The 25,785-nt window shown below is 54.2% G+C and carries 18 protein-coding genes; 3 read left to right on the forward strand and 15 right to left on the reverse strand.

Annotated features, from left to right (window positions below; genetic code table 11):
- Nucleotides 1-199: 199 nt before the first annotated feature.
- Nucleotides 200-859, reverse strand: a complete 660-nt coding sequence (locus F1728_RS32360; protein ID WP_155366685.1) for an EF-hand domain-containing protein — start codon at nucleotides 857-859, stop codon at nucleotides 200-202.
- A 401-nt stretch (nucleotides 860-1,260) separates the two neighbouring features.
- On the opposite strand from F1728_RS32360, the gene F1728_RS27290 reads away from it, so the two are divergent.
- Together F1728_RS27290 and F1728_RS27295 are read left to right on the forward strand one after the other, a co-directional pair.
- Nucleotides 1,261-1,863 carry a hypothetical protein gene (locus F1728_RS27290; RefSeq protein WP_155366686.1) on the forward strand — a complete coding sequence of 201 codons (603 nt, stop codon included), beginning with the start codon at nucleotides 1,261-1,263 and terminating at the stop codon, nucleotides 1,861-1,863.
- A 121-nt stretch (nucleotides 1,864-1,984) separates the two neighbouring features.
- Nucleotides 1,985-2,935 (forward strand): beta-propeller domain-containing protein, encoded by a 951-nt coding sequence (locus tag F1728_RS27295; protein WP_155366687.1) that lies wholly within the window; start codon nucleotides 1,985-1,987, stop codon nucleotides 2,933-2,935.
- A 121-nt stretch (nucleotides 2,936-3,056) separates the two neighbouring features.
- Here F1728_RS27295 and F1728_RS27300 read toward each other — a convergent pair whose 3' ends face one another.
- The 4 genes from F1728_RS27300 to F1728_RS27315 form a co-directional block, all read right to left on the reverse strand.
- Nucleotides 3,057-6,032 carry a M56 family metallopeptidase gene (locus tag F1728_RS27300; RefSeq protein ID WP_194242550.1) on the reverse strand — a complete coding sequence of 992 codons (2,976 nt, stop codon included), beginning with the start codon at nucleotides 6,030-6,032 and terminating at the stop codon, nucleotides 3,057-3,059.
- 10 nt (nucleotides 6,033-6,042) lie between these two features.
- Nucleotides 6,043-6,438, reverse strand: coding sequence for a BlaI/MecI/CopY family transcriptional regulator (locus F1728_RS27305; protein WP_155366689.1), 396 nt, complete (start codon nucleotides 6,436-6,438; stop codon nucleotides 6,043-6,045).
- Between the two features lie 169 nt (nucleotides 6,439-6,607).
- On the reverse strand, nucleotides 6,608-9,958 hold the full coding sequence (locus tag F1728_RS27310) for a M56 family metallopeptidase (protein WP_155366690.1): 3,351 nt from the start codon (nucleotides 9,956-9,958) through the stop codon (nucleotides 6,608-6,610).
- A gap of 35 nt (nucleotides 9,959-9,993) precedes the next feature.
- Entirely contained in the window at nucleotides 9,994-10,359 is a 366-nt protein-coding gene (locus F1728_RS27315; RefSeq protein ID WP_145441351.1) for a BlaI/MecI/CopY family transcriptional regulator, read from the reverse strand.
- A gap of 289 nt (nucleotides 10,360-10,648) precedes the next feature.
- Between F1728_RS27315 and F1728_RS27320 the strand changes: the two genes are divergently transcribed.
- Nucleotides 10,649-12,214 (forward strand): sulfatase, encoded by a 1,566-nt coding sequence (locus F1728_RS27320; protein ID WP_155366691.1) that lies wholly within the window; start codon nucleotides 10,649-10,651, stop codon nucleotides 12,212-12,214.
- A 29-nt stretch (nucleotides 12,215-12,243) separates the two neighbouring features.
- On the opposite strand, the gene F1728_RS27325 is transcribed toward F1728_RS27320, so the two are convergent.
- The 10 genes from F1728_RS27325 to F1728_RS27370 form a co-directional block, all read right to left on the reverse strand.
- Nucleotides 12,244-12,639 carry a YybH family protein gene (locus F1728_RS27325; protein ID WP_155366692.1) on the reverse strand — a complete coding sequence of 132 codons (396 nt, stop codon included), beginning with the start codon at nucleotides 12,637-12,639 and terminating at the stop codon, nucleotides 12,244-12,246.
- Between the two features lie 105 nt (nucleotides 12,640-12,744).
- Entirely contained in the window at nucleotides 12,745-13,503 is a 759-nt protein-coding gene (locus F1728_RS27330; RefSeq protein ID WP_155366693.1) for a hypothetical protein, read from the reverse strand.
- Between the two features lie 184 nt (nucleotides 13,504-13,687).
- Nucleotides 13,688-19,003, reverse strand: coding sequence for an SUMF1/EgtB/PvdO family nonheme iron enzyme (locus tag F1728_RS27335; protein WP_155366694.1), 5,316 nt, complete (start codon nucleotides 19,001-19,003; stop codon nucleotides 13,688-13,690).
- 178 nt (nucleotides 19,004-19,181) lie between these two features.
- Nucleotides 19,182-19,625 (reverse strand): GNAT family N-acetyltransferase, encoded by a 444-nt coding sequence (locus tag F1728_RS27340; protein ID WP_155366695.1) that lies wholly within the window; start codon nucleotides 19,623-19,625, stop codon nucleotides 19,182-19,184.
- 43 nt (nucleotides 19,626-19,668) lie between these two features.
- Nucleotides 19,669-19,968 (reverse strand): hypothetical protein, encoded by a 300-nt coding sequence (locus tag F1728_RS27345; protein ID WP_155366696.1) that lies wholly within the window; start codon nucleotides 19,966-19,968, stop codon nucleotides 19,669-19,671.
- Nucleotides 19,969-20,022: 54 nt separating this feature from the next.
- The gene (locus F1728_RS27350) at nucleotides 20,023-21,543 is read right to left on the reverse strand and encodes a sulfatase family protein (protein ID WP_155366697.1); all 1,521 of its coding nucleotides are present in this window, start codon (nucleotides 21,541-21,543) and stop codon (nucleotides 20,023-20,025) included.
- 56 nt (nucleotides 21,544-21,599) lie between these two features.
- Nucleotides 21,600-23,168, reverse strand: a complete 1,569-nt coding sequence (locus F1728_RS27355) for a sulfatase family protein (RefSeq protein WP_155366698.1) — start codon at nucleotides 23,166-23,168, stop codon at nucleotides 21,600-21,602.
- Between the two features lie 102 nt (nucleotides 23,169-23,270).
- Entirely contained in the window at nucleotides 23,271-23,603 is a 333-nt protein-coding gene (locus F1728_RS27360) for an EthD family reductase (RefSeq protein ID WP_155366699.1), read from the reverse strand.
- A 39-nt stretch (nucleotides 23,604-23,642) separates the two neighbouring features.
- On the reverse strand, nucleotides 23,643-24,479 hold the full coding sequence (locus F1728_RS27365; protein ID WP_155366700.1) for a phosphoenolpyruvate hydrolase family protein: 837 nt from the start codon (nucleotides 24,477-24,479) through the stop codon (nucleotides 23,643-23,645).
- A gap of 25 nt (nucleotides 24,480-24,504) precedes the next feature.
- On the reverse strand, nucleotides 24,505-25,725 hold the full coding sequence (locus F1728_RS27370; RefSeq protein ID WP_155366701.1) for a Tm-1-like ATP-binding domain-containing protein: 1,221 nt from the start codon (nucleotides 25,723-25,725) through the stop codon (nucleotides 24,505-24,507).
- Nucleotides 25,726-25,785: the final 60 nt, after the last annotated feature.

The following is a 25,785-nucleotide window of genomic DNA, read 5'->3' on the forward strand; positions in this document are numbered from 1 at the left end:
TGAATGGGATGTATTCACAGTGGAACACCGGCAGAAGTGAAGAGAAGAAAGAAAAAGAGTGCCAGGAACCCCTCTGGGACAGGCTAAGCAGGCTGCAGATTCGATCTCGGAACTCGAAGCTGCAGTCGCCCCCAAGGAGCACACCATATGTCTCAAATTGATTCCCGGCACATTTGCTGTTTACACAGCTGAGATTAACTTACAAGGCTGGATCCTTCTTACGTTGCGCTCCTGGATTTAAGCGAGTCTGAACTTTGGCCAGAATGGCAGTCTGCTCCTCAGAGTCGAGGGCTCCATCCTGATTTGAGTCCAGAGCACGGAACATCCGCTGCAGTGAAGGAGGGACTTCGTTGCGACTGATGATCTGGTCCCGGTTGCGATCGAGTTGTCGAAAGATCGTATCATTCAGACCGAGTCCCGTTGCATTGGGGCGGCCGCTGAGAATTTTGGCCCGGTCAATCACAGCCAGTTGTTCCTGTCGGTTTAAAACTCCGTCACCGTTTGCATCAGCACCATTTAAACGGCTCTGTAATGGCGCGGGTACTTCATTGGCTGAAATCATGCCATCCCTGTTCCGATCCATCGACATCAACATCTGGGTGACCACCTCGACCGCATCCGTCGCAGACTGGTCTGTCGTAAGGTTGCCTCCTCTCATCATCATCTGCATCTGACTTCCACCGCCGGAAGCTCCGCCGCCACCTCTCTGGCACTGGCCGCCTCCCTGACCCATCTGCATCCCGCCACCACCGCCTCGCGGACCGCCGCCACCACGACCACCTCCGCCCCGCTGGGCAAAGGCGTCGCTGGCAAACAGCAGCAACGCAAACAAAGTGAGAAATGTACTGAGGTTTCGCATAAGCAGGTTCCCCCTTATCGGACTCAAAGTGTCGAAATAAAAAACAGCTGGCCCGATACTGTTGAAACGCGTTTTAATCAGTGCCCTTCACAGGTGCTCCATGGAGGCTGCCTGACAGAATCAGTTGGAGGATGGAATCGATCAGAAAGAATTCTGAACTCTAAATATGAAATATATATAAGGTTATGAAATGTATGTTTTCCGGGCCTGAGCGAAAGGTCCCTTCATTAACCATCAACGGGGAACCCCTCCTCGTAACTACCGGCATTATGAAAAAAAACTGGGATTGCAAGCATTTCGTCTGCAGGAGATAAATAGAGCTAGATGTGTAGTTTGGCGTATAATGGAATCAGACGCCTGAGATGTGTTTCAAGACGCTGGTCGCATAAAGGATCAAGCAGATGATGCTTTTACAGAATCAGGACTGGCGACGGAATTACGATCAGACGGTGATCCGACTGATCCGCGAAGTCTTTCCACCGAAACAATATCTGACCCATGTCGATGGCACCGACCTGCTTCGTACGTCCGGTGCTGAAGGCGATGCTATCCTCCGGGACTATGCTCACAAAACCTGGGATCAGGTGGATCACGCATTAATCTCGCGCTATCACGAAGCGCCTCTATCAATGTCTTATGCAGGGTTCCTGAAATTCCTGCCCGCGTATCTGGTCGATCTGTTTCATCCAGAATCAGAAATGCAGCACATTGTCTGGAACTGCCTGCTGGAGTACCGACTGGAGCCCCATCTGGGGTCTGAGCAGTTTGACCTCAACGACGATCAATTGATCTGCTGTCTGCTCGCATTTGTCCGATCCAGTGATTTCCCGCTGGACACGATGATGCCCCGGCGGACTGCCGAAGAATACTTTCACAATCCCAGTCCGGAATCCGCCTTCAACATGCTGACACACACGCTGCCCCACGAACGCGTGCTGGCCCTGCAGTCCCGCATTGAAGAAATCAACGACAGCTTCGTCATCGAACGCTGGGATCAGGGGTGATTCTTGACGAAAACTGAATTCAGTTTCAGAGACCTGTCTTCATTGATATGATGAGAAGGATGTCTTTCAGCCTGTCGGTTAAAGAGCTCACTTCTATACGTTAATCAGGAATAACAGGAACATGAAACGCGCCGCACAGTTCTTCGTCCTTCTCTGCACACTTATGATCGCCACAGTCGCTTCCGCGGAACGACTGGTTCTGGTGAGCGCTTCCTATCAGAAAGATCTTCTCGCGATCTGCGATGCAAAAGGTAAAGTCCTCTGGTCGTACAAAACCGAGGGGCCTGCCAAGGGGCACGCCGGCCATCACGATGTGCAGCTGCTCCCCAACGGCAACATCCTGTTTCATGACAGCTGGACCGGGCTCAAAGAGATCAATCTCGATAAAGAAATCGTCTGGACCTACGATTCAGCCAGCAGCAACGGCAACGCCGGGAAGCGGGTGGATGTGCATGCTTTCAAACGCCTGCCCAACGGCAATACGGTGATCGTCGAAAGTGGTGTCGGACGGATTATCGAAGTCGATCGCGACGGCAAGCTCGTGCATCAGTTCCCCTTGAAGAAAGGGGGCACACAATCCACGCGGCTGATGCGAGTCACTCCCGCGGGAACCTACCTGGTCTGTTCGGAACAGCCGGGCGTCGTGTTGGAATATAATCGTGACGGAAACATTGTCTGGGAATATCCGATCGGCACCCGCGTCTACGGCGCCCTGCGTCTTAAGAACGGGAACACACTGATCGCCTCGGGCAGCGGTCACAGCGTCCGCGAAGTTACCCCCGACAAACGGACCATCTGGGAAGTCAAAGAACGTGTGCCGGGCACGGATGTGGCCCTCCAGTGGACCACCTGTCTGCAGGAACTCGACAACGGCAATCTGGTCATCGGCAACTGCCACGCCGGCCCCGAGAATCCACAGATCCTGGAACTCGACGAGAACCGCAAGATCGTCTGGCAATTCGACGATTTCAACCTCGTCGGCAACGGCCTGGCCTGCTGGGAAATTCTGAATGACGAACAGTCGAAACTGGTGCGGCAGAAACTGCGGTCTCTTAACGCGAAGTCACCATGAGTGGAGAAACATATAGTACGATTCTTTGTGCCGTTGCTGCGGGAGATGCTGGACCAGCAACTGGCTCGGACAGCGGATAAACCGGTTACAAAACCGGTTGAGTGAAGCAGGCTGGTTTGCTTCACTCTTTCTCAATTGCGAGCGCTTTATCCAGTTGCTCGCTTACTATGTATTCCATGATCCGCATTCCATTATTCATTGTTTCTTCTTCAGAAATATTTTCGTCATCATGAATAGGGATGGAGAGTTTATTTGCAACATAGTAAAAATAGAGTTCTCCCTGTTCGTTCTCCAGAGACTGCTGGGTGGAGGCGATATGGCCATCCCGACCAATCACCAGGAAATTCAAATCTAGATTGGCGCCGTCATAGAGGATGTTCGTCTTACCTCCGTTTTGACTGGCCAGATCAATGGCGGCAGGCGTCTCAAATTGACGGAACTGATGGAATGCACGGATCTTATCAGCCTCCGTACCCGGTGGATGGACTTCCAGGAACACAACCCCTTTCTTTGAATACTTTGAATGGAATGCTTTCATAAATTTACGCATTTGTGCCAGCGGCTTTTCCATGTCTGCAGGAATCTGGGAGTAATCTGTTTCCTGAATTCCGTCGATGAACAATAGGAAGACGACTTTGCCACGCAGCGCTTCCAGAGACTGTGAATTGCCATCCAGCCAGGATTTCACCTGCAGAGGAGGTGCTGGTGTGCCAGGGGGCAACGCCGGCGGTGGTGATGCAGGCAGGGGTAGCTGTTTCGGTCGTCCCGCCACATATTTATTTCCATCCAGATCGTTTGTGTAAACAGCGCCTTGTGGAAATTCCCAGGCAAGCTCATCCTGCTCCATCGGTTTATTTGCCGTGAAACTGGTGACAGTCCAGATTTCTCTGCGTCCAGGAACTAAGGGCAGAGGTGCCAGCGATTGGGGGTCCAGTTTTTCCTCCCTGATTTTCTCATTCTGCTTCTGAATGCCGGGGCTGTCGACGGTGTAATTCTGGAAATGGATCTTGACCGGGTAGTAGCTGTCTGCGAACTGGTCGATCTGCTCGACTTCCAGGTGGCGATAGACCTCTCGCACCGCCTGCCCTTGGGCATTCACGTCGGTCATTTCCATACGCAGAGGCAAAAAGCCTCGCTCAGGATCCACCCAGATACGATAACGGTTGCGTAGCCCGGTCTGCTCATGGATAGGCGTAAAGCAGCCATCCAGGACAATGGTGCGACATCCCTCATGTTTTTTCCAGCCAATGATTTTGTACTGGTCTGCTGATCGAGTCATGAAATAATCCAGGTTTTGCCAGTCCTGTTTTTCATCCCACTGGAACTGGGAAACAGCCAGTGGGGCTCTGGTTTTGTGTGAGATGACACGATTGAAGTTATCTGTAATGCGTCCCTGTCCCTGGGGAAAGCTGGAAGAAGTACCGAACCACACGCGATAGGGTGGCGTTGCCCCTTTGATGGCGGATAAGACATCGATAGATTTAAAATAATGTGGGAGCGCAACCTGAGTTAATTTTCGAGGCGTTAGATCCAGTTCGGAGTCCTTTAAATTATTCGGCCAGCGGCGTTGAAACGATTTGCCATCCGACCAGAAAAAACTCCGTTCCGAAACCCAACCCGCCAGCCGGGACTTGACCTGATTCGCTGTTAAATTACTTTTAAGGAACTCGGCGTCTCTTAAAGTGGAACCGACAACGATTGCAAACTGCTCAGCATTGTAGACAACTTTTCCGTCTTCCGTTTTGAGGTCGGTATGTTTCAGTGTTGAAATCAATTCCGCTTCTTTCACCCTCTGGCGATCATTGTTGATACAGTTCATGTTCTCTTTAATCAGCACCTGGTACGTCATTTCCATCGGCAGCAACCGTTGAATATTGTCCCGGTAACCGTCCAGGATTTCTTCCACGCTCGGCAACTGGTCCGGTTTCTCTGCTACTTTGGTCTCCGCCTGCGAAGTACCCGGCAGGGGAGCCAGCGATAATAACAGCAGAGCGATTGTAGCCAGCAGGAATTTTCCCCGCCGCGAAATCGTATGCTGCAATGTGTCACACATAATCGACGTCAGACGCTGCTCCAGAATCCGCGCTGATCCTATGCCGGTGGCGACGGGAATGCGTTGCGCCTGGGAAACGAAGCCGGTCGCTTTGACGAGCACCTCTGCATACGCCCGCCGTTTGTCGGGTTCTGTCTGGGTAACCCAGGCATCACAACACGCCTCTTCGGTCAGACGGATTTCTCGACGCACCCACCACACGACCGGATACCACCAGTATAGCGCCGTGGTGGCAAGTTCGATCAGACGCACCCAGTGATCGCCGCGACGGTAATGCGCCAGCTCATGTAGCAGCAGTGTGTCTCGTTCTGCTTCATCCAGCTCTGCAAGCAGCCGTTCCGGCAGGATAATCCGTGCTTTGCAACAGAACGCCCAGAGCAGGGGAGAGATCGCGCCCGGAAGCAATACAACCTGTGGGGCCGACTCCAGGCCGATACGCGTGCCCAGTGCCCCGGCCCGTTGCTGCAGTGCTGCTGAAGCAGGCCGTGCGAGCTTCAGCAGTCGTTGGAAACGAAAGATACGAAGCGCTGCAATGAAGCAGCAGATCACTGTCCCGAGAGTCCAGATCAGAAATAAGAATGATGTCCAGGTCCATCCGCGGGCTGTGAAAGTGGCAGCCAGTCTCAGATACCAGGCTGGCTTGCTGACTGGGATCTCTATTGAAGTCTCAGCAGTTGAGGTCTCGGACCTCGTTTCAGTAATCGTAGCAGGAGACGATCCTTTGCTGGTCTCTTGCATTCGCTTTCGCAGAGAATTAAAAGCATTCAGTTCTGTGTTGGCGTTGGACTCGTTTTCAGCAAGCAGACCAGTGCCATCTGTCGCCGGTGCTGTTTCGACCGGTGAGACGCTCGCACCGGTGCCTGGTGAAAGCAAGGTGATCCGGGGCTGCCAGACGGGCGGGGTGATCAGTTTGATCAGCACAAGTAGCAGCAGCATGTGCAGCAGTGCCGGGTTTTTGATCCATCGGCGGAACAAGAGCACGAGCATAAACAGACCGCCGGCGATCGCCGCGTTACTGATCAGCAGTTTCCAGAGCAGATCCATGACCATCTCCTTATGGTTTTGAATTCTTTTTGGCAAGTTCGTCGATCAGATCCATCAGCACTTTCTGCTGCTTCCGGTTCAGATCCGTGTGTTGCGCCAGTTGTGTGAGCAGCGGCGTCAGCGAACCTTCGCACAACGTCTCCGCCACCTCCTGCAGGCGTCGCCCCACCAGATCGTCACGCGCGATACAGGCTTCATACACAAAGGCGATGCCCGCCGGTTCCCGTTTGACGAAGCCCTTTGTTTCCAGGCGTTCGAGCAGTTTTTTGACGGTGGAGTAATACGCGTCAACCCGGTCGGGTTCGAGGTGCTCTGTAATGACGCGAATCGTCGCAGGTCCCTGTTGCCAGAGGACCTGCAGTACGCTCAGTTCCGCTTCCGTCACATCACGGGGCGTCTTGACCATGCTCAATGCTTCCTTTTACTAGACCTGGGACGTTATGTCGCAGGCAAGGGTAGGACAGACTGTCCCAGGTGTCAAGACGGCATGGAAGAAAAGTTAGTCAGGTAAATTGCCCTAGCTGACAAAGACGAACTGGATGCTGATCCACAGATCGGTAGAGAAGGCGTTTGAATCACTCTGTTTTGGATGCCCGTTTGATTGAGATGTCTCCCAGGTCGCGCACCTCACCCGGCTGGAGCGGCTTTTCACCAGTAAGATCACCCAGGTGGATCGCAGTGCTGTTCTGACGAAGTTCGCGGGCATAGACGCGGTATTTTTTCCCGGGAACCAGACCCTTGATCCGAAAACGTCCGTTTGTATCAGTTTGATGTTTCGCCGATCCTCCTGATGTCTGCTCGGGATTCGGGGGCAGTAAAGCAAAGTTCGGAGTCTCTGCGGGGCTTTCGTAAACGTCAGAGAACATGAAATTGGCTTTCGGTTTTCCGAATTCATCGACAAGTCGACCCGTGACTTCCGCCCCGGGTTCGAGTGTGATTTTTAAATCCCGGGGATCTTTCTCATCGATGACATAAAAGCTGACCTGCCCGCTTTTGGGGTCAAAGACCTGTACCCTACGGGGGCGGTCAGGCCGAAAGCCCCTGATTTCCAGTTGACCGTCAGTGAAGCGATACCAGGTGGGGAAGTCTTCCAACATGCCGGTATACTTACCGAACGAAACCGGCTGGCCATTCTGCTGCACCACTTTGATTTTGAGGGTGCGACCCGCGTCAAACGGCAAGTCGACCTGGACAGATTCGGCATCTTCTGCCGGATTGACTTCAGCCAGAAAATGGTAGTTAAATGCAACCAACGCTGAAGGTGTCGTTTTCAACACGTTGATTCCCTGGGTCGTATCAATCAGGTTCACAGCGCCTCTGCCGCGCTGGTACTTCCTGAAATCGTCAGCGAGGACCGCGATGACTCCGGGTCCCGGCAGCACGGGAATCCGATAGGTGCCATCCTCCTTCAGACGGAAATAATTGGGGAGTAGCCCAAAAGACTCTTTGATCAGTTCGGCGAAGGGATTCCCCTTTAGTGGAGCATAGTCGATGCGTCCGCCGCGCACCGGTTCTCCTATGGCTTTATCAAACGCACGGCCTTCTGCCCAGACTCCCCGAACCAGTCCCACATCTCGTTGGAAGGCCGGACTCCCGGCTTTCAGCTCCGTTTTGAACTGGTAGAGCAGGTAAGGCTGATCCGGCGGAGGCAGAAAGATGATTTCGTTATTCCCGAGCGGAAGTCCTTCCAGGCGATAGCGTCCTTGGTCGTCGGTGACCGTATGGGTCAGGCCTTCGCTTTGGTGTATCACGCGGCGGCCTGTCAGGTGGTAACTTCTTAATTTGACTCCCGACAGGGGCTGGCCTGTTTTCGCATCGCGAACGACTCCTGTTACAGGCACTGATGGTCCGGCGATGTGTGTAAAATCACATGGATGATAGACGATGTTCTCCTTGGAATATCCACTGACCGATTTGGGGACTTCAATACGATTCCCTGGGCGGGTACGGGCATAGACTTCGCTGGCGGCAATTCCCGGACCGGAAATCAGCAGCCTGACGAGCCGCTCATCTCCCAGGCCCTGGAAAGTGAATCGGCCGTCTTGATCTGTGATGACGGTCGGAAGATATTCCAGCGTCGCACCACCCACATCATTCCCCAGGGATCCCGTCAGCAGAGGCATTAAATGAAAATGGTCGATCCCAGCCTTCTGAGTTGCCTGTTCCCACTCGTCAAGTTTTCCTGATTCCGAATATTTCAACCGGACAACTTCAACTTTGGCGCCAGGTACCGGCTGCCCTTCAATATTCACGACGCGGCCCGTGAGGGGAGTGTCATCTGCCACCAGCTGAAAGGTGGATTTGGCATTGAGAACTCGTTGCCGGATCTGATTTCTCTGTTCAGGGGAGTACTGAAAGTTGTCAATTTTTTTCAACACTGATTTGCGCATTTCCCCAGTAGCATCGAATTGATAGACACTTTCAATTACCGGGCCATAACCGTTGGCCAGGGCGACCAGCATACTGTCATTGTGGAGTGCAGCGTAGCGTGGATCTGTGGTGGGTATCATGATATTGAAAATCCCCCGTGCATCGGTGGTGGCCAGCCTGATTCGCTGGCGTTGATCCCAGCCGGTACTGACATAACCAATCGATGCATGCGGAACCGGTTGTCCCGCCGGACTGACGACATTCCCCCGCAAGTGTAATCCCGTGTTCTCGTTCTCCTGCTTTTGTTTTGCGGGTTGTGATTTCATCGCTGCCGCCAGAACATCGTCCGTCTGTGGCCGAGCATCTTCTTTTTCTACAGATCCTTCTGCCCGGGCGTTTACGAGCAGGGCGGCACTCGTGGTTGCTGAGACCCCCAGCAGCAGAATCAGGGCCACCCATTTCATCGGCAGGCGGAGCGTCAGTACGCGGGTCGAATCCAGAATTCGCAGCACGCGACGGCTCAACGCGGAGCGCTGTGAAACTATAGCCAGCCCCGTTTGGGGCGTCATTGGAGAGGCCGGCAGCCGTTCTGCAAAATCGACGAGCGTATTCGCGTAATGCTTCCGCCCGGAGCCGTAATGGATTACATAGTCGTCACAGATATCATCCGCCAGCTGTTCCAGTCGTCGCGAAAGCCACCAGACCAGCGGTTGAAAAAACAGAACCGCAGTTGCCAGACGGGCCAGCAGAAAATACAGGCAGTCCCGTCGTGCCAGGTGCGCCAGTTCGTGCAGAAAAATGTCCCGCAGCACAGCGTCCGACAGGTCCTTCTGTACCGGCAGCAGAATCAGTGGTTTCCTGATACCTGTCAGACAGGGAGCATGAACTGCGGGAGAGAGGCGAACCTTGGGGGGACGTTGTCCCAGACGTTCCGCTGTCTCCCGACAGAGGTTTTGCAGTGGCGCTTCGGCGGGAAGGCTGTTTCTGACAACACGCGTCATTCCCCAATACGCCCGTAGCAGTTTCGTCAATAGTACGAAAGTGCCGGATAACCAGATCAGCGTAATGCTCCAGGCGATCAGAGCTTTGAGACTGAATTCCGTTGGCTGGTTCTCGATCACTATTGTCGACACCGTCGCGTTATCTGCAGCGATGGAGGAGATATCTCCTGCTGCAGGAACTTTCCCGGTCATAACGGAATCTTGCGGTAAATGAATTGGCTCTAATGGAGCCTGTAACTCAGGAAACCCCTTACTGTCCCCAGTTTCAGTTGGTCGCGGACTCGAGACTTCAGTAGCGGGAGTGCTGTCTGTGACAGCGACATCATTGATCTCCCAGGCAGGAAGCAGGGCATAGCTGGTCGCACCCAGATGATGGGCAGCCAGGGATGCCAGCGGGCAGACGAGTATCGCCAGCAGAGTGACACACAGGATCACAGACTGAACAACCGGCTTCTGTCGACCACAGAACCGCATGGCCAGATAACCGGTCATTATCAGCAGAGTGGACTGCAGGAGCACCAGCACAGCAAAATAAGCGACCGTGGTCTTAATCATGACTCGTCCTCCTGCCCGTAGTGAATGCTCCGTGATTACTCGTCGTTGATCAGCTTCCGCAGCTGTTGCAATTCCGATTTGGGGATTTTTTCGTTCTCCAGCAGATAGGCAACCAGTCCGGCTGCGGAACCATCGAAAATATCATTGATCAGTCCACGCGTAGCCTCCCGCGTGACTTTGTCTTCCTTGATCAGCGGGTAAAACACAAACGTACGATCCTCGACGTCGTGGGCTACAGCTTGTTTGGCCTCCAGCTGACGCAACAGTGTCTGAACCGTACTGTGAGCAATGTTTGAATGCTGGTTGAGGGCGTCTGTAATCTCACGCGCATTGACGCGGCCTCGATCCCAAAGGACCTGCATGATCTGCAGCTGGACCCGACCCAATTGGCTGGCGTTCATCCGTCTCTCCTTGTCTGGATGGTCATTTACTAATATCAATTTACTGGAGTAGAATATGGTTGTCAATTTGAATTTTCAAGGAAATGATGATTTGACGCATGTCTCCCGCTTTCAGTAGCCAGCAGTGATGTCGATTTTAAAATGCTGGGGGGGAACCGTAGTGCTGCAGTTCCGGATGGGGATCATTAGACAGGATCGGGGCTGGCCTGTTATAGTGAATCGAATGCAAATTCCGTCAGTTTGCCGTTGGTCTTCACGCAGCGCTCTTTCAGGAAGGAAGTCATCTCCGATGTATTCAGTATTTTTGCGCCGGTTTCTATTCGCTGTTCTCTGCTGTATTGTTCTCAGTTCGGTTTCCACGCTCAAAGCAGCAAATCTGAATGCGACGCAACCGCCGAACATTGTCGTTTTTCTCGTGGACGATATGGGAATCATGGATACTTCGGTTCCCTTTCTGACCGACGCCGAGGGGAACCCCAAACGGTACCCACTCAACGATTATTACATCACGCCCAACATGGAACGCCTGGCAAAGCAGGGGATTCGTTTCAATAACTTTTACGCGATGAGTGTCTGCTCGCCGACCCGGATTTCCATTCTGACCGGCCAGAACGCAGCCCGGCATCATGCGACGAATTGGATCAATCCCCGTAAGAATAATGCGGGGCCCCAGGGACCGCCGGACTGGAACTGGGAAGGTCTCAAAAAGGAAGACGTCACGCTGCCACGCTTGCTGCAGAAGTCAGGCTATAAGACGATTCATGTCGGCAAAGGCCATTTTGGCGCTGACAACTTCCCCGGAGCGGAACCGCTGAATCTGGGATTCAACGTCAATATTGCCGGCGCCTCGTTCGGGGCACCGGGCAGTTATTATGCTGAGAAGAAATACGGACTGGGGACCCGCCGGGCACATCACGCCGTTCCCGGTCTGGATAAATATCATGGCACCGATACCTTCCTGACCGAAGCACTCACGCTGGAAGCGAACGCGGCACTGGCAGAAACGGTCAAGCAGAAGAAGCCGTTCTTCCTCTACATGGCGCATTACGCCGTGCATGCCCCCTTTGATTCCGATCCCCGCTTTGCAGACCATTACAAGGATTCAGGCAAACCAAAGAATGCACAGGCGTTTGCCACGTTGATTGAAGGCATGGACAAATCCCTGGGCGACATCATGCAGCAGCTCAATGAACTGGGAGTCGCGGAGAATACAATCATCTTTTTTCTGGGGGACAACGGTTCCGATGCACCTCTGGGGCATCAACACGAAGTTGCCTGTGCAGCGCCTTTGCGGGGCAAGAAGGGGGCTCACTATGAAGGGGGCATGCGGGTGCCTTTCATCGCGGCCTGGGCCAAACCGAATCCGGAAAATGCCAATCAGAAGCAGCTCCCCATTCCCGCAAATATGATTCAGGACCAGGTGGCTGCCGTCTATGATCTGTTTCCCACGATTCTGGATCTGACGCATACCCTGCCGCCCAAAGGTTATGTCATGGATGGAATGCCCCTCAATCAGCTGCTGTTGGGCGAGCAGGATCATTCTCGTCCGGAAACGTTCCTGATGAACTACCCCCATGCACCTCATCGCAGTGACTACTTTACGGTTTACAGGGACGGCGACTGGAAGGTGATCTACCACTATTTCCCCTCCAAACAATCGGAGGGTTCTCACTACCAGCTGTATAATCTGGCAAAGGATCCGTTCGAACAACACAACCTGGCAGAATCGAATCCACAGAAGCTCAAGCAGATGATGCAGTCCCTGATCGACAGTCTGCAATCTCATCAGGCACAGTATCCGGTCGAAGCTGCCGGCAGCAGCAAGCCAGTCAAACCGAAACTGCCTTCAACCTGAAAAAAATCACAGACTGAAAATCAACGACTTCAATCTGTAACTGGTACCAGCATGTTGGCGTCGCGGGCGATCACCCATTTGCCATTCTCTTTGTGCAGAATGGACAGTGTGTGGCCGACCCGCTTGATGGGATGTCCGCTTGGTGGAGTCACTTTGACGGCCATCTCAGTCCACATGTAGGCCCAGTCGCCCAGGACTTTGATCTCCTGAATTTCGCTGACACCTTCAATCTCCGGAACCGGCTGTTCGGGGTGGGGCTGCGCCGCTTCTTTGTAGGGCGCTTTCCCTACCATGGGAGGTTCACCCGGGACGAGGAATACGACATCCTCGGCCATCAGTTCCAGTACCTTCTCGGTGTCGCCTGCTTTTGTTGCTTCCAGCCAGGTGCTGACCAGATCACGAATTTCCTGTTCATCGCTTTGCATCACTTCACCATCCTTTCACATGTCGATCCTGTTGTTCATTCCTTATTGTTCAGGGAAACTCAAAATAGCCGGGTTTAAATTGCTGCATCCACCATTGCAGGGGAGTCAACTCATCGTCCAGATCTTCTGAGTCATTAATAATCTGTCTGATTTTATGCAGGTCGAGCGGTTTACCGGTCTCCAGGTTATATTCATCTTCCATGGCCAGCGCTTCTGGGAACCAGCGGATTTCTTCCAGCCACGGGAGTTGCCAGGCATCCATTTTTTACGATCGCGAAACTGGGAGGCCCAGCCAAAGGCCAGTAGTAGCCAGAAGAAAAACGAAAACAACGCAATAATCACTGCGAAGAAATAAGCAAACACCAGGAATGCTCCCAGAAGTGAGAACAGTCCCCATAATTCCCAGCGGCGTTTGCGACGCTGCCGTTCCCGGTCTTCGACATACTGCTCTCGGCATTCGTTGCAGAGTAGCAATGGAAACCAGACTTCTTTCCGGAATTCCTCCGCAGCAGAAGCGACGAGGGCGATGTCACCGGTGATTGTCGGGCGAATCCCCCCATCGTTCTTCATATGGCGTTCGATGAGGATATTCAGTTTGACGGGAATCAGAATGTCGGCTTCTCTACTTTCGCAATGATGACAGAGACCGTCAAACGGAGGCTCTTCTTTTCGGAACGTCATCAGTATCTTCTGCAGCGGTCGCAGGAGTGGGTAATTGTCTCCCGCCGACTGCTGCAGGGTAATTGTATCAGGAACTCTGACTGTCTTTTGGCAGGCCTCACAACGCTTGTCAGTGCCAGCTTCATGCAGCGCGACGCGAGCCCGCTTCCCGCAGTCACATTCAATATGATACTTCTCAGCCATCGAAACGGGCTCCCGCCTGCAGTCGGTGAGTCATTGATAGTCTAACGTCTATTATAGCGGGTTCTCAGCAAAGAGAAGAGCAGTCGTCGGGGGACGCGACGTTCTGTTCTGATAAATGATATTACGAAAATATTCAGAGACGACTCGTGGTTTTAGAGAGCGAAAGCTGTTCTCTCTGCAGTCGCTACCTGTTACCTGCCTCTGGTTTCCCGTTCGTGACGGACATCAGGAACTTGCGGAGTACTGTGGACGGAACCGCGAACCCGGCTGCTTCGATGTCCCCTTTTAAGATCACCAGGCCGATCACCTGGCCCCGGTCATCAAACACCGGACCTCCACTGTTGCCCGGGTTCACCGCGGCAGAAATCTGAATCAGCGGCTGATCGCGGAGCATCCGCTTCGGATTGCTGATGACGCCCGTGGTCAGTGTCTGCGAGAGGATGGTCTCTCCCAGTCCCGGATTCCCAATCACAGTCAGCTGTTCGCCCGAATCATAGGACGTACGGGAGCTCAAAATGACCGTCGGCAGATCGACTTTTTCCTTCAACTTGAGTAGCGCCAGGTCCTGATCTTCATCCCACAGAAGGATTGTCGCTTCCACTGATTTAACAGGGCCTTTTCCAGCCTGATACTCGACTATCAGCTTCTCATCCTCCGGGGCGGCATGGGCACAGGTCAGGATATAGCCTTCGCTCCCCACAACAAAGCCGGTGCCCGAACCGGTTTCAGACTTGATCAGCACCACTGTCGGATTAAATTGCTCAGCGATCTGCCGCGGCGTCTGTTTATTCGGTTTAGGATCCAGCTTCAGTGCCTGCAGTTCTGACTGCTTGACCGTGGGGACTGGTCGCGGTTTTTCCTCAGCAACAATGATTTTGCGTCCCACCTGCCTCAACTCTGTGGGCGTCAATTTGAGAGGCACCGCTCTCAGATAATTTCCCTGGAACGGATTCTGGCAATGGAACAGCAGCGATTTTCCGTCGGGTGAGAAAGCCAGGTCGGCGACTTTCACATCACCCAGTCCCCGGTCCAGCAGCAGCAGCTTATCCTCGAGAACTTTGCCGGTCTCACGGTCAAACAGCACGGCTGAATTTCCACCGGGCACCGCAACCATTTTTAAAGTGGGGTGGAATGCCAGCTGCGTACAGACGCCGCGGCCTTTGGTTTCGTAAGCCACCGGATTCTGTTTGAGCTGCTTCGCATTCCAACCCGCCAGGTTGCGTGAAAGTGAGGGAAAGCCGCCATTCGAGAGATACGTGATCCGATTTCCGTCGGGGGAAAGGCGAATGCCATTCCCATTGCCTCCCGCGTTGTCAATATACTGATAGATCACCGGCATTCCTCTCCGCAGTTTGAAGCTGATCAGAAAATCCAGATTACCATACTGGGGCACTTCCAGCAGACGCCAGCCGGGGTTGATGTGAAACTTCGTACCATTTCGGTAGAGATCCCGGTAGCCGGTATATAGCATTTTCCCAGACGGATCGACGCAGACCCAAGTTCCCAGAAGTTCATCCGGCGCAATCACCCGGGAAGTGCTTTCATTGACCACCAGTACCCGGTAGCGGGGAACTTCCATACCTGTTTTGATCGCAACATAGCTGATGTCCAGCTTTGGGTGGACTGCCAGATCGGTCATCTCCAGCACCGGCACGCCGGCTTTGTCCAGGGGAATGCTTTTTTTAACGCGGCCGCTCTTCTGATCGATCAGATCCAGTTGAAATCGCCCCTGATCGAGAGCCAGGAAAGTTCCGTCCCGCTCGCCAATAAACTCATAGCGTTCGGGCATCTCATGGGTTTGAACATCCTTGATGCCATCGCCGGTCATTCGATGGACTTTCTTCCCCTGTAGAACCAGAAGCGACTGATAATCCGGCGTCGGGATCAGCTTCGCAGGTTCTGGATCGAGGGATAAGCGGGGGAAGTTTTGCAACTTAGCGAGCCCCCCATACATTTTGACCAGATCGCGGGCGACGACTTCGACTTCCACCCGCTCAAAGGAGACCTTGTCCCCCTGTGTGACCTTGATTTTGAGTTCCTGTTTACCAACCTGTTTCGAACCGGGTTTCCAGGTCACGATATTCTTTTCAGTCAGGTTCACTCCCTGTGGTGGATTCATCAATTCATAACTGATCTCTGGTAGCGCGGGGAGCTGGTGCGAAAACGATTCTCCTTCGGCAACCAGAGCCGGAAACTTCAGCGGATTCGGTGCAGTGTTTTTTGCTGCCGGGGCAGAGGAGCCGGGAGCAGGATTTACGGGATTCGGTGTTGCGGTAACCAGACCGGGAGCCAGGGCCTCTTCAGGAATATCAAATGCGGGGGTTTTCGCTACCAGCATCTGGTTCTTACTCATGTCGAGAACAAACAGATGAGTCTCCTGATTCTCTGTAAAAGCGATCGGGTGATCCAGCAGATAGTCGCGAATCCGATAGATGCGATGGTAAATGTGGCTGAATTCCTGCAGGGGAAAATCGGCTTTCCGATCCTTCACTTCTTGCATCACAGCCGTTACCGGATAGACTTTCACCTCATCAGGGGTGAGGACATACAACAATTTACTGTTCCGGTCTGCAACCACCAGATGGTCCAGTTTATTTTTGACGCTGACCAGAGGTACTCCTCCAAAGACAATATTATTCCCAATCCAGAATGAGCCGGGCCAGACCTGATAGACGTAGGGAGTCTGAGAGATTCCCCCCTGATAGAGCGGTTGAGCGGGACGGTCGGAGACAAAATCCTCCCAGGCAAAGGCAGAGATCCCTCCGGACGGACTGAGATTAAACGAACCCTGCGTGATGACATATTTACCATCGAAGTTACAGGTGGCCAGGGCCGCTTTCATCAGGTGTCGGTCTTTATCAGTTTTGAGATCGAGATGATAAACATGACAGTCGCTGTAAGAAGCTTTGGGGCCTTCACCATGACAGGTGACCAGAATTTCATTCTGGAAATGCCGACCCTGGGGCGCACTCAGGTAAACGATGTGCGGCTTTTCGACAACCAGTTGATTGGTCTGCGCCCATTGGTCTTTGCTGGAGAAGACACTGACCGTTCCCTTTCCGTCATTAGCCACCATCAGTAACGGACCTCGACTGAGGACCGAACGCGGCGAAGGCGTGCTCAGGATCTTGATGGGGAGCAACGTCTGCGCATCCCAGATTGAAACCTGATTGGCTCCCTGGTGAGAGCAGATCAGGAATTTGTTATCCTCAGAGACCGTAAACGAAGTCACCGGCTCCGGTGTCGCCAGGCGACCAAATCTGATCACCGGCCTGTCAAAGTTCTGAGTCGCAGGTTGCGGCTCAACAGGGGCAGGGTTCTGTGGAGCTTCTGCGAGTTCGGTTTTGCCGGGCTGGGGTGACAGCTCCCGCACGACTCGAAAACCACGATCACAGCGGGTTTCATTGGCCCAGTCGCCGAGTCGGCGAGCGACACGACTGTCTATGGGCAGATAATCAAACGCACCACCGCGCAGCACTCGTTTTTTGCCTGTCGCAGGAATCTGATCTGGTGGCAGCTGATAGCTGTTATCCAGGTAGACGTCGCTGCACCATTCGCTCACATTGCCTTGCATGTCGTACAGACCGAACGGATTGGCTTTGAACGAACCGACGGGGGCAGTAAAAGGAATTCCGTCATCCCACTTCCCGCAACGGCTTTTATGAAAGGACTTATCACTCAACATTCTGGCCAGGGACTGATCGGAAGCGTTTTCGTTCCCCACCATTGACTCCTGTTGGTCGCCCCAGGCGAATGCGGCTTTCGTGCCGGCCCGGCCACAATACTCCCATTCCGCTTCGGTTGGCAGGCGGAAGCGGTATTTGCCATCCTGTTCGGTCAGCCAGTCGCAAAACGCGACGGCATCGTTCCAGGAAATATTGACCGCAGGGGAATTACTCTGCTGTGGAAAACCGGGATCTTTCCAGGAGAAGCGCGGATTCCAGTTCACAATTGCTTTCTGCTCTTTGATATAACCTCCGCCTCCCTTTTCGCTCTTTTCGGCGTCGGTCTTGTATTTCGTTTTCGCTACAAAATTAGAGAACTGCTGGTGGGTTACTTCGTACTTACCGATGTAAAAACCCTGTTTGATTTCGACTTCATGTTGTGGACGTTCCATGGGCCAGGAACCGGGCTCTGATTCCAGGCTCCCCATCAGAAACTTGCCCGGCTGGATATAAACCAGGTCGCCTGCCCGAGGATCGCGGATCGTTGCGACGACCGGTTTCTCTTTTGTGTCAGACGGCTTTGGATCTGCAGTCATCGGTTCAGCCTGCACAACGGGAGCAGATCTGGGTTCGCCTGAGATCTCCTGCACGACCCGAAAACCGATGTTCTGTCCTTTCCAGTCAGGCAGATTCCCGCGCCGGAGTGCCGCCCGGGCGTGGATTCCTTTACCTTTGGTCCACGAACCACCTCTCAAGACACGGGTTTTCGCGGCAGGAGTCCGTGTCGAAACCAGGGGATCGACGGTCACCTTTCCCGCCCGTTGTTGGTAAAGCTGGGGCACAAACCAGTCTGCGCACCATTCAAAGACATTCCCGTGCATGTCATGCAGACCGAAGGCATTGGGGGGATAGGATCCAACTTCTGTGGTACGACCCAGCGCCGGTCCTTTCGTGTTGGTTCCGTAAGGAACTCCTCCATGTGTGTTAGCGGACTGACCGTTATCGAAAATGCCATAATGGAACGCGCTGGTCGTACCGGCCCGACAGGCGTATTCCCACTCTGCTTCGGTCGGCAGTCGATAGGTCTTGCCTTCGCGGTCAGACAGCTTTCGGCAGAATCTCTGTGCATTCTCCCAGTTCGTGAATTCCACCGGGAAACGATCTGTCTTTTTACCGGCGACTTTGTCTTTCCCTTTCCCGCTGGCACTGAACCCGCTCGGGTTCTCACCCATGATGGTCTGGTACTCAGCCTGTGTGACTTCATAGGTACCAAGGTAAAACGGTCTGGTTAATGTCACTCGGTGCGGAGTTTCAAAATCCTGACGCTCTGCTTCCGTGGTGGGAGAGCCCATCGTGAATTCACCGGGGGGAATCAGAGTCAACTGCATGCCGATACTGTTGGTGATCTGTGGTTCTCGATTCAGCGAGGCTGACCAGTCAGCTTGTCCCTGCTTCGCCGTCGATTCATTGAAGGGGGCATTCAGCGGCGTAGCCTGGCGACGTTCAGTGCTTGCAGCAGCGGTCGACGCGGGAGCTGACGACGGTGGCTCCACTTTATCAGGCTCCAGTCGTTTGACCGGCATGTTTTCAGGAGGGGTGGATGTCGTTGGTTCTGCTGGAGCAACAGGCGTCGACTGTTCTGTCTGTGGTATCAGGGGATCGGTTTCCGCCTGTGTCGTCTCGGACGCTTCCGTGGAGTTCTCTGCAACTGACGAACTGGGAGGCTGAGGATCGGAACAGCCAACACTGCCCGCGAAAAGAAGCAGTGTGACGAGAAGCCCGAATCCATATCGGGGTACGTTGAAGCCAAGACGATAGCCTGCAGGGAACGCCATCTAAAACACCTCCTGATTCTTCGAGTCGCAGAGAAGAGAGGTCGCATTTGAATATGAACCGGCGCAATAGAATTCTGCACCGGATAAGAGTCGATTGACTTCGCTCCATCGTAGATCAGGCGTGGTCAGAAATCCAGTAGGAATTCAGCGGGGAGGGAATTGTTTGTGAATTCGAGATTCAGGCGGAAACATTCCACACATGAGTGCAATCAGGCTCGTCTTCCACCGGTCGAAAGCCGAGTGCCTCGTAGAAGGTACTCGCTGCAGAAGAATTTGTGCGTAACCGCAATTGCTGGAACACACCGGGACAACGTTGCTGAATCGCTTCCACCAGCAACCGGCCGACTCCTCGACGTCTTACCTCGTAAGCGACATACAACCGTCGTACCCGTCCGACATCATTGAGGGAGCAGTACGGATCCCGATTCAGACCGCAGACACCGACGATGCGATCTTCCCCTACCGCGATCAGCACACATTCACCTTCCCGGTCAAAACGATTAGTGCCTTCCCGCCATTCCTGCTGCAGTCGATCCAGCATGCGATACCCCTGTCTGCGGGCTTCTTCTGCCAGCAGATCCAGTTGATCGGGGTGGGCCAGTGGTTGCAGCGTGAGAGCCATGGACGGCTTTCCTGAGATATGGTGACGAGTATCCTGAATCAATTCAGACAATTTCAAAATACGCCAGGCTGGCCAGTAGCAGCAGGGCGATGCAGATAATCCAGATGGGGATAAATGACATCGGTCCGAGTCCGGGGATTCTGATATAACCTCCCGCCTCGGGATTGAGTATCGGGTCCTGCACTTCGTCGTTAGTAACACGCATGATGAGATCGATCAGCATCGTGGATGCGATCGCCACAGCCAGTATCAGTATCCGACTGTCGCTGAATTTCAGAGTGATAAACAGGCCCGCAAGTCCGCCAATGACGCAGAACAGGGCATTGAAGTTAAAAGGCAACATGGATTTTGAGTTTCCTGGAGCAGTCTCACTGCGTCCTTTGTATGAAGTATCGTTCTACCGGGCTGAACGCCAGTCTGCGAAAGTATCGAGATAAGACCAGCGGAACTGCTTCTGTTTGCGGTAACGCATATCCCGGTGGGCCAGTTGTTCTTTGACGAAAGCCTCGACGTTCTCGGGGGCGAGAAACGGATCCCGCGTCTGTCGCTGGAGCGCTGTTAAGGCGTCGATCAGACGTTGCTTCGTTTCAGCATAGTCGGGATCGTCGGCCAGATTGTTCCATTCGTACGGATCCTGCTGCAGGTCATACAGTTCGTATCGAGGTGGCGTCGACCAGCGCGCAAAAGCCGCTTTCGTACGGGGTGAAATCGTTTTCTGGTCGGCGGCAGTCGCCCCGGAGATGACAAAGTGGGGATGCGATTCATCCAGATAACTGTCTGCGATCAGGTTTTCAGTGCCGGGACGCGGATTGGAGATCAGCTTATAACGTGCGTCCCGCAACGAATGCTGGATATAGCAGTTCCGTGGAAAGGAACCGGTGGTAAAGCCGAAGATATACTCCCGCCAGTCTTTCGCAGGACCAGCAGTCAACAAAGGTTTCAGATCCCGCCCTGGCAGGTCCTGGGGGCTCGACATACCAGCAGCCGTCAGGGAGGTCGGTAACAGATCCACCGTGGAAGCCAGTTCGGTGCGGACCAGTCCCGGCTCCGCGACACCCGGCCAGCGAACTATCAGTGGAACACGCAGGCCCCCTTCATAGACGCTCCCTTTGCCCCGGGGGAACTGAGCGCCATGATCGCCGATGTAAATGACGAGCGTATTCTCAGCCGCTCCCGTCTGCTTTAGTTTTTCCAGCAGCAGCCCGACGCCGATGTCGAGTCGCGCCAGGCAGTTGTAATAATTGGCGACCTGTTCCCGCAGCCGGGGCGTATCGACGCCCACCCAGGGCATCGGCTTGACATCATCTGCGGAGAGCGGCTGGGCTGGTCTGCCATTCGCCTGTTTCAGGAACGGTAGATGCGCGTCGGGGAAGTTCACCGATAAAAACCATTGTTGTTTCTGTGCCTGTTTAAAGAATTCCCCCGCTTTGTCTGCATAAGCTGTTACCGGCTGACGACGATTGAAATTCGCGCCGGGAATGGCACGATAATCAAAGGGAAAAGCGGATTCCGGATTCACGTGCAGTTTGCCAATCAATCCGGTCAAATATCCCTGCTGTTTGAGCAGCGTCACAAAATTGGGTGTCTTTTTTTGATACATCGCGAATTTGTGGGTCGCCAGCCCAATCTGACCATTCTGGTGCGGATACTTTCCGGTCAGAAAACAGGCCCGCGACGGCGAACAGACGGAGTAGGGGACGAACGCATTTTCGAACCGCACCCCTTCCGCGGCCAGTTGATCCAGATGCGGCGTCTGTGCATACGGATCGCCATAGCAGCCCAGTTCAGGGCCATTGTCTTCTGAAACGATCAACAGGATATTCGGCGGGTTGATCGCATAGGCAGATGGAATGATCAGTACAAAATTAAATACGAGAAACCAGAAAGAACCTTTTGACGTTATATCCAGCCACGGCATCTTGTCTGCTCCAGGTAAATGGTGAAATATTCCAGATGCGGATCAGGGCGTTCCAGTTACTTGTCATCACCCTGAACCTGCTTCAGGATCTTGGAGAGCCGCTCAACGACTTCGGGGTGTTCCTGCCAGACATTCTTTGTCTCTGAGGGATCCTGTTTAAGATTGTAGAGTTGCCCCGTTGGTTCGCCCGGTTGGGGTTCGACTTCGCGGGCGCGGGTGAAGCCGCCGGAGCCCCGTTTGGGGACCATCTTCCACGGACCCTGCCGAACCGAAAAATGGCCCCACAGTGAGTGATGAATCGCGTAATCGCGTAGCGGCTGCTTAAGCTCTTTACCCAGCAGGGCGGGCAGAATGTTGACGCTGTCTTCTCCCTCACCGGCTGTCAGCTTTTGATCCGTGATCGCCGCACAGGTCGCCAGCAGGTCGGTCAGTTCCACCAGTTCGGCATTCGATGTCCCGGCAGGTGTCTGCCCGGGCCAGCGGACGATGAAGGGAACGCGGTGGCCACCTTCCCAGATGTCGGCCTTCGTACCCCGCAGGTGGGCGTTTCCCTGATGACCGCGGTCTTTGACGTACTGTCCCCGATGATTGGGCTTATAGTATTTGAGGTCGTCAGTTTCCTGCGGTGTCCACCAGTGATAGAGACCGCCGTTATCCGACGTGAAAATGAACAGGGTATTGTCCGCCTTACCGCTTCGCTGCAGGGCTTCCATGATCGCACCGACAGTCGCATCCACCTCGAGCACGAAATCACCGTATTCACCCGCAGCACTTTTGCCTTTGAATTCGTCGTTGGGTACCAGTGGCAGGTGTGGAGCGGTCAGCGGGAAATACAGAAAGAAAGGCCGCTCGGGGGATTGTTTCGCCTGTCGCTCGATAAACTGCACCGCCTCACCGGTCAGGGTAGGCATCACACTGCGGATTGTAAAATCGGGTGAGCGCATACCCTGGTCGACGGACAGAAACTCGGTCTGTATCCGTTCCGAAGGAATCGTAGGCAGAATCACGGGGCGATCGTTTCTGATGAAACAGAAAGGAGACATATTCAGAGACGCCGAGATTCCGAAGTAATAGTCGAAGCCGTTGGCCAGCGGTCCGCCGAGTATCGGCTGGGTGTAATCCACGTCATCTCCCACACGGGGACGCTGACGCCGGTCAATGGGAACCGCAGGCACGGGCTGGCCGTTCTGGTCAGTCCACTGCATACCCAGGTGCCACTTGCCGACACAGGCGGTGTCGTATCCCGCTTTTTTGAGCAGGGACGGGACCGTGGTCTGGTCCTGTTCGATGAGGGGCGGATCAAAGCCGTCCAGCACACGGTATTTCAACCGTGTCCGCCAGCAGTAGCGGCCGGTCAAAATTCCGTACCGCGTTGGCGTACAGACGGCTGACGGCGTATGGGCGTCCGTGAATTTCATGCCTTCCGCAGCCAGCCGATCGATGTGCGGAGTCGTAATCTTCGATGCCGGGTTGTAACAGCTTACATCACCATAACCGAGATCGTCCGCCAGAATATAGACAATGTTCGGCAGCTGATCCGCCTGAACCGTGTTCGGCAGAAACAGACTCAGGAGCAGCAGCGGCAGCAGAAACTGTGTACGGAAGAAGTGCGATACGACGTTCATCAGGTGAGACCTTCACAAGTGGAAACCGGGAGTGAATGATCTCTTTACTATACGGGGCACGCTAGAGAGAACGCAACTGAGACGGAACAGTGCAGAGAGTTCTTAAGGCGATTCCAGCTGCACCGGTATTAATACTTCTTCCTCATCATACATGAACATCACACCGCCGGTCGCAAAGGTCGGGACATCAGCGATCGTTGCCTGGCCTTCGGGGCTTTCCAGGATATGCTGCATCGCGGTCGCAGATTCCGCATACAGGCTGACAATCAGATAGTAAGGGGGCGGATTACCCGCTTCGGCTGACATGCATTTGCCGATCGTCCAGCCGGTGAGCCCTTTCATCTGTCTGGCCAGGGGGATGTGTACTTCGCGATAATAGCGATCGAATTCCGCAGGGTCTTCCGGGTGTCCATACATTACAGTCAGGCGATACATATTCGAATCCTCTGGTCAGATGAGAGAGAAATAAGACGTTTATCGGGGAGTCAAACGCAGCTCCCCGAACTGGCGGACCTGTGCGGTCAGCGCGACCTCGGTCGGGAGCCGTTCCATGGAACTGGCGCCATAAAATCCGTCAATGCCCGATACTCGATCAAAGATATACTGCGCGTCTTCGGGCATCGCGATCGGTCCACCATGACAGAGCAGCAGCACGTCGTCGCGTTCACTTTTGGCAGCATCGACCATCGTGCGGATTGACTCGACCGAGTCATCCAGGGTTTTTCCCGTCGTGGCTCCAATCGAACCACCACTGGTCAGCCCCATGTGTGCCACCACAATATCGGCCCCGGCAGCAGTTAACTGTTGTGCCTGTTCTGCATCGAACGCATAGGGAGTCGTAAGCAGGTCTAAATCGTGAGCCGCACGAATACAGTCGATCTCCAGGTCAAAGCCCATGCCGGTCTCTTCGAGATTGGCGCGGAATTGACCATCAATCAGTCCCACGGTCGGGAAATTCTGAATGCCGGCAAAACCCATCGCCTGCAGTTCCTGAAGGAACAGGTCACGCAGCAGAAAGGGATCAGTGCCGCACACTCCCGCCAGCACCGGTGTGTCATTGACGACAGGCAGAACTTCCCGTCCCAGTTCTTTGACGATTTCATTCGCATTACCATAAGGCATCAGTCCTGCCAGCGAACCTCGTCCGGCCATCCGGTAGCGGCCCGAGTTGTAGATCACAATCAGGTCGATCCCGCCTGCTTCTTCGCACTTGGCGCTCAGACCCGTCCCCGCACCTCCGCCGATGATGGGCAGTCCCGCAGCTACTTTCTCCCGCAGGCGTTTCAGGATGGCTGTTCTGGATTCCGGCATGGATGACTTCCTCGTATGATCAAAATTATTGAAAGCGATTCCCGCTCACGCGTGCAAAAGCCGAGACCAGCGCCTCGGCAAACGCAGCGTCGTTGATGTGACAGTCGTGTCGCGTGACCCGTCGATCTGCGGTCTGCTGAATTTCCTGTTCCAGCGTCTCGAACAGACACTGATCTGCCTGGGGATCATAGAACGCTTCGCCTGTTTTATCCAGCATCGAAATTCCTTGTTCAGGAATCAGGATTTCGACAGGCGAAGTAGAGCGATTGATCTTTTCTGCAATCCAGCGGGCGAACTGTCGGTTCTCTTCCGCCGTCGTCCGCATCAGGGTGACCTGGGGATTATGAATCAGAAACTGGCGGTCGGCAAACGGGGCGGGAACGGTTTCGCGGGCACCAAAATTGACCATGTCCAGAGCGCCCAGGCTCAGCACATAGGGGAGCCCCCGTTCGAGGATCACCTCAAACCGGCGTGGCCCGCCAGGCATGATGCCTCCTACGAGTTCATCGGCGACTTCGGTGGTGGTGATATCGAGAACACCCTCGATCAATCCATCGGCCACGAGTTTCTCCATCGCCTGGCCTCCGGTGCCCGTTGCATGGAAGACCAGCGGATCGAAGCCGCGTGCCTCAAGCTGTTCGCGGACCATGTCCACACAGGGGGTTGTCACGCCGAACATGGTCAGGCCCAGGGCAGGGCGGTCTGCCGGGAATTCGGAGCGGCGTGATACCATTCCCGCGATCGCGTGAGCTGCGTTGCTCAAGACCCGCCGCGAAACGGAATTCAACCCGGCGACATCGACCACGGAATACATCAGCGTAATATCGCTGAAGCCGACGTAGGGACGTGTATTTCCACTGGCCACCGTCGAAACGATCAGCTTGGGAAAGCCAACCGGCAGCGCCTGAAATGCCGGAGCAACCAGTGCTGTGCCTCCGCTGCCACCCAAAGCGATGACTCCGTCAACCCTGCCTGCACTGACTTCGGCGGGTAACCAGTGCTCAAGTGCCGTCGCCATCGCCGTAATCGCTGCGCCCCGGTCTGTGTGTCCCAGTACCTGTTCCGGCCCACCCGGGTGAGAGCCGGCAATGGTTTCAGCAGAGACATCCGCTCGCTCTGATCGACCCTGTGTGCTGACATCGACTAGAACCACATCAACACCGGCACGACGGATCACATCCGCAACGAAGCAGAGTTCCTCGCCTTTGGTATCCATCGTCGCCAGGGCATAGACGGTTGGTTGCATAAGAAACTTTCTGATCGTGGCTAGCTGAGATTGACTATGGATCGTGGTTTATAGTGTGGC

It is taken from the genome of Gimesia benthica (assembly GCF_009720525.1).
Lineage (GTDB): Bacteria > Planctomycetota > Planctomycetia > Planctomycetales > Planctomycetaceae > Gimesia > Gimesia benthica.